1 protein-coding gene is annotated in these 1453 nt (G+C 63.2%); it reads right to left on the reverse strand.

Translation table 11 applies throughout. The annotated features are described in order from the left end of the window. Window positions 1-17: 17 nt before the first annotated feature. Window positions 18-1223: an IS110-like element ISBma3 family transposase gene (locus JMF90_RS36865; RefSeq protein WP_041489162.1), complete on the reverse strand. Its 1206-nt coding sequence runs from the start codon at window positions 1221-1223 to the stop codon at window positions 18-20. Window positions 1224-1453: the final 230 nt, after the last annotated feature.

The raw sequence follows: 1453 nt of genomic DNA on the forward strand, positions 1-1453 counted from the left end.
TGCCCCTATGTCTTTCGTCAAGCGTTAGGGGCTGACTTGGGTTGGTAAATGGTGCCGTCGCGCAGCATGGCGAACAGGACGTCGCAGCGTCGCCGTGCCAGTGCGATCAGCGCTTGGTTGTGGCGCTTGCCTTGCTGGATCTTGCGGGAGTAATAGGCCCGTGAGACTGGGTCTCGTAAGGCCGCGAAGGCGGATAGGAACAAGGCGCGCTTGAGCACCTTGTTTCCCCGTCTGGATGGATGCTCGCCACGGATCGACGAGCCTGAGCGCCGGGTGACCGGGGCAAGGCCAGCGTAGGCCGCCAAGTGTGCAGCCGAAGCGAAGGCCTTATGGGCGACTTCGGTCAGGAGTCTGGCGGCGGTCCTGACGCCGACTCCCGGCATGCTGGTCAGGACCGGCCAAAGAGGGTGAGCAAGCACCAGTCGCTCAACTTCGGCGGCGACCTCGTCGCGTTGCTTACGCAAGGCCGCAAGCTGCTGGGCTAAACGGGGCATGACGATGGTGGCGGCTTGCGTGCCGGGCACGGTCACGGCTTGTTCACTCAGTGCCTGAACGATCTCGGCCGCCAAGCCTTTGCCCATGCGAGGAGCGAGCTTGGTCAGGCGATTGGCGAGCGTCTTCTCGGTGGTGCTGGCAAGTGCGGCGGGCGACGGATAGCGCTCAAGCAGATCGAGCACCGCCGGATGGTCGAGGCGCGGTCCGAGAACGCGCTCGAGCGCCGGATGGATTTGAGTAAGCAGGCCGCGAATGCGGTTGCTGGTCTGTGTGACCTGAGCGGCGAGGTCGTCATCGAAGCCGCACAGCATGGTGAGTTCGGCGAGCTGCTCGTCGGCCAGTCGAAGCGAGCGCAGCGTATGCGGCATCGAGCGAGCGGCTTCGGCGATGATGGCGGCGTCGCGGGCATCGGTCTTGGCTTCGCCGGCGTGCAAATCAGCGATGCGGCGCATGGCCAGTCCGGGCAGATAGGCGACGAGTACGCCTTCAGCGCGGGCGACGGCTACAGGAAGCGCACCGATGGTGGAAGGCTGATCGACGACGAACAGCAGTCGACCGTGAGTCTTGAGTTCGGCGATGAGGGCTCGCAGCTTGACCTCGTCGTTGGGTAGCGCCTTGTTGTACAGACGCTTGCCATTTCGATCGAGTGCAACGGCGTGATGCTGGCCTTTACCGACGTCGACGCCGACGAAAACATCCACGGCGTCATGCTGTTGAGTGTCTTGCATCGCAGTTTGTGCAAAGTGAACGGATTGGCCTGCAACAACGGTGGCAAGTCTCGGCATCCACGTTACGGACGGCGTCGGAATATTCCGGCCAAACCCCTATCAGCGATCACCAGCCACCCACCAGACCCGGCGACAACACCCCCCGGATCATGACTGCGACTGGGGGCGGGAATCATACCGGGCCTGGCTGGCCAAAGCCCCATTATTGGGACAGGAAGATAGTAACGGGG

Source organism: Burkholderia sp. E168m23 (assembly GCF_016586125.1).
Taxonomy (GTDB): Bacteria; Pseudomonadota; Gammaproteobacteria; order Burkholderiales; family Burkholderiaceae; genus Burkholderia; species Burkholderia orbicola.

Bases quoted from the DNA above. Each gene is read 5' to 3' on its own strand.
- JMF90_RS36865 (WP_041489162.1), bottom strand. From the start codon at position 1,223: ATGCAAGACACTCAACAGCATGACGCCGTGGATGTTTTCGTCGGCGTC.